The sequence below is a fragment of the Paenibacillus sp. 01T422 genome, assembly GCF_056398785.1.
In genome coordinates, this window is the sequence record NZ_JBFTQB010000647.1 from 1 (window position 1) to 3,811 (window position 3,811).

Below are 3,811 nucleotides of genomic sequence, written 5' to 3' on the forward strand. Positions count from 1 at the left end.
GCATAGCCGCATAGGAAAGTAATAATTTTAGCCGAATCGACAATGAGATGACCCCGTTTATACTTCTTTTCTATCGAATTTATAATAGCCTAATGCCAGGAAGAGCATACAACTGGAAACCAGAAAAAGAGATGTCGTCAATAATTTCCCAGATGATACGGTCTGACTTAACCATAACATATGCCAATCCGTATATGAAGTAGGTGAAAATRCCGCAATGGAACTCGACAAGAATGGCGCAACTTTGGCTGCAGCAAATAAAACGAGTGAAAAAACCATGAAGCTGCTGGCTGATTTAAAAAACTGTGAAACGAATATAAACAAGGCTGATAATGCCACCATGGAAACAAAAGCAGCCGCATATGCCTTCAACATAAGCAACGTGTCCGCGAAACCAGCTGATGTCCCGGCGAAAAGATTGCAAACAGATGTAACGATGCCGAGCAATAACAGAATGCCAGCCATACATACGCCAAGTGCCGCAACCTTCGTACCAAAAACTTGGAAACGTGAATTGGGCCGCAGTAAAGCGAGTTTCAGCGTTCTGGTTGCTACCTCTCCCGGAAATAAATCAGCCGTTATGGTTAATATCATCAGCGGGATCCAAATACTTGTATAAATCGATAACATTTCAATCGGAAATGACTGGCTAACAACAAAAAGTCCTAAAATAGGCTGCAGGGCGTGGAGGGAAACCGCAAGTAAGATCGGCAATATGGCTGAAAATAGAGCAAACATCATCACTTTTTTTCGATATACMAATAAATAAAGCTCGTTTAGAAGTCCTGCTCGCCATTTATGCACGTTCTTTGCCCTCCTCTGTAAGCTGAAGCTCATCGATATAAAACTGCTCCAAAGATTGGTTTTTTTGCAATAATGCAGTAACGTATCCTTCCTTTCTCAAATGCCCGTCTATAACGATCCCTACTCGATTGCACAACTGTTCTAATTCATGAATCATATGACTCGAAATCAAGAATGATGTTCCCTTCTCTATCGCGAGTTGCTTAATCAACTTACGAAACATCACCGTACCCTCAATATCTAACCCATTCGTAGGTTCATCTAGAATGACAAGTTTGGGCTCTGGCAATATGGCCGCGGCAAGCGCTAATTTTTGTTTCATGCCTGTGGAGAAGCCCTTTATCTTTTCTTTGCGAACTTTCATTAAACCGACATCTACCAACACTTCTTCTATTCGTTGGGTCGTAATCGCTGGGTAGAACCGCGCCACAAGCTCTAAGTACTGCCACGCTGTAAGAAAATCATGAAAATCCGCAGATTCGATCATGCTGCCCACATGCTGCATAGCCAGCTCAAAATGTTCAGGAAGTTGATAATTAAATAAAGATATCGTTCCATGATCCGGACGTATTAAGCCCGTAATTAATTTTAAAAATGTCGTTTTACCTGCACCGTTTGGCCCAAGCAAACCATAGACATCGCCCGCGTGTATCTGAAGGTTCATATCCTGAATTCCACGTTTATTGCTGTATACTTTGCTCAAATGAACAGTCTCTAAAATGATATTCATTCAGGTCCCCCATTTCATGAACAGCAGACAGGCTTCGACAGGGAAGCCCGCCTGCGTGTCATTTTAATTTCTCTTAAATCTTATTACTCGTTATTCTCATGTTTACCTTGATGATCATGTGTCAAAGTTTGTACTGTTTTACCAGTTAGATCAATGGTTTCTGGTGTTGTACCGTTATAACCGGATAAATCCGCTTGAAGATGAAGTGTCACTTGATGTGCTGTACCCGCATCGTCTTTCCCAGATACAGTTAGATCCGCTTCTTGATGTGACAGATAGTTGTTCGAATTAACGGTTGCTTTAATCGACACTTTATCGATTTTAATTTCTTGCGTCAGCTGTGGAGCCGCATTTTTCAGGAAATCCTCATTAAAGGGAACCGCTTTAGCTTGAGCAGCATCATTCTTCTGCTGTACATCGTACTCGTCCTTAGTAGCTTCTTTAATAGCGATTGGTGCAAGTGCATTCACGACAGCAGGAATTTGGGCATTATCCAATTGAATTGAAATTTCTTTGGAGCCATCATCCTTCGTATCAACAGCAACATAATCTTTCAGATTTCCAACCAAAGCGTCTATAACCGTTTCTACTTGTTGTGGAATTTCTGTTTCGTTAAGCTTTTGCTCATTCTTATGCTTCTTCTCGTTCTCTTGTTTTACAAAATAAACGTCACTGGAAGCTGACTTAAGTACAGTTTGATTCTCCTCTTTATAAAAGCTGAGCGATTGCTGCGTACCGTTAGCCGTCACATCTGCACTTCCGCTTGCAGTTTTGGAATCCAAGCTCAGCTTGAAGTTCCCGTTTGCACTAGCTAGCACGGTTCCGTTATCTTGCAAAGCCGCTTCAGCTTGTACGGCTACATTCTGCACCGTTTTGGTATTCTTAAGCGCTGATTTATACGCTTCATACCCTGATGTACTTGCCATTGCGCTAAACCCGGTTGTCACCATGACAATACTGCTAATTCCAACTGCGCTACCTAACATCAGCCATTTCTTTTTCATGATTTCCTCCTAATATAGTGATTTTGAGTATGGGCTTACAACTCACATCTTAGGTAACAAAAATGAAACGCTTGTGAACCATTTCTTAAAATTTTCTTAACTCTTTCGCAAGAAAAAAACCGCTCAGCATCTGAACGGTTTCATATTTCCATACTAATCTATTAAATTAGCCCTCGCAAACAAGTCGTTCCAGCATATCCTAAAGTATCATCGCAAGAAAGGAATGATAGAAATGGCTTTATTAGTCAACCACTTTTATGGTATTGTTTACCGCAGTGCCAATGGGTTCATCACGGTTTTTAACGGTCGTGTTGTTTCCAGAAATCGCAATTCCATTGTTCTCAGATTTATGAATAATCGGGGTGTCGTCGTTCTTAGAAGACTTTTCCTTCTTCAGATTCTTAGATTTGTCGCTATTTAATAGATGACTAAGCCTTCGCTGCAGTATTTGCACGTGGGATACTTGCTCCACTCGGCTGATTTAGTAAAATGAAACTGCACCAATAGCTAAAGAGGCTCTCCCTCGGTCAATTACTGACTTTTGGGACTGCCTCTTCTTATTGTAGAAACTAATTCATATTAGGAGTCATATGCTGCATCAAATTCTATTATATTGTTGTCTACATCCAGGATATAAATCTGTGCAAATCCGGCCACACTTTGGGGTCTCGCTTCATAAGGTACGCCAATATGTTCAAGCCATTGGATCGTGTTTTTATAGCTTTTGACCCATATAGCAAAGTGTCCATCTACCGAATCAATGCCGCTCATGCGCAATGCTTCGCCATTCGGGTGCTCAAGTAGATGCAGCTGCTGATTCCCAATCGCATACCATACACCATTAGACTTGAAGGGAGGTCGCTCAATCTCTTGAAAGTGAAGCAAGTCCGAATAAAATTTCTTCGCTTTTTCCAAATCTCTAACAGCTAAGCTTACATGATGGATCCGTTCAAATTCGATCATATGCGCACATTCCCTTCCTGATGAGTTTACTTCCCCGTTCTCACGGTATGACTATCGTTACTGTTGTTCCTTCTCCCAAACGAGATTGGATATGAATCCCATATTCCTTGCCATAGTAAAGTTTTAAGCGTTCATCTACGTTGTTGATGCCAACACCGCCTAATTTGGGTAGAGACGTTGGTGGTTCGATGTCTTTATTTTCCCTGTGGAAAGCTGGGTCGAAGCCCACTCCATCATCCTTCACAATGTATTTCACATGTCCATCATCCGTATATTCACAAGTAATTTCCTCATATCCGGAACCTTCTTT

The 3,811-nt window shown here is 41.4% G+C and carries 5 protein-coding genes; all 5 read right to left on the bottom strand.

Annotated elements, in window-relative coordinates; all coding sequences use genetic code 11:
- Positions 1-57: 57 nt before the first annotated feature.
- Positions 58-804 carry an ABC transporter permease gene (locus AC1DUA_RS28085; RefSeq protein WP_477502897.1) on the bottom strand — a complete coding sequence of 249 codons (747 nt, stop codon included), beginning with the start codon at positions 802-804 and terminating at the stop codon, positions 58-60.
- A complete protein-coding gene (locus tag AC1DUA_RS28090) occupies positions 797-1,534 on the bottom strand; it encodes an ABC transporter ATP-binding protein (protein ID WP_477502898.1) in 738 nt (245 codons plus the stop codon). The genes AC1DUA_RS28085 and AC1DUA_RS28090 overlap by 8 nt, the downstream gene beginning before the upstream one ends.
- A gap of 83 nt (positions 1,535-1,617) precedes the next feature.
- Entirely contained in the window at positions 1,618-2,538 is a 921-nt protein-coding gene (locus AC1DUA_RS28095) for a hypothetical protein (RefSeq protein ID WP_477502899.1), read from the bottom strand.
- Positions 2,539-3,117: 579 nt separating this feature from the next.
- On the bottom strand, positions 3,118-3,501 hold the full coding sequence (locus AC1DUA_RS28100) for a VOC family protein (RefSeq protein WP_477502900.1): 384 nt from the start codon (positions 3,499-3,501) through the stop codon (positions 3,118-3,120).
- Positions 3,502-3,541: 40 nt separating this feature from the next.
- A partial coding sequence (locus AC1DUA_RS28105) for a sensor histidine kinase (RefSeq protein WP_477502901.1) occupies positions 3,542-3,811 on the bottom strand: 270 nt, incomplete at its 5' end.

Excerpts from the sequence above, each read along its gene's own strand:
- AC1DUA_RS28100 (WP_477502900.1), bottom strand. The coding sequence starts at position 3,501 with ATGATCGAATTTGAACGGATCCATCATGTAAGCTTAGCTGTTAGAGAT.
- AC1DUA_RS28090 (WP_477502898.1), bottom strand. The coding sequence starts at position 1,534 with ATGAATATCATTTTAGAGACTGTTCATTTGAGCAAAGTATACAGCAAT.
- AC1DUA_RS28095 (WP_477502899.1), bottom strand. The coding sequence starts at position 2,538 with ATGAAAAAGAAATGGCTGATGTTAGGTAGCGCAGTTGGAATTAGCAGT.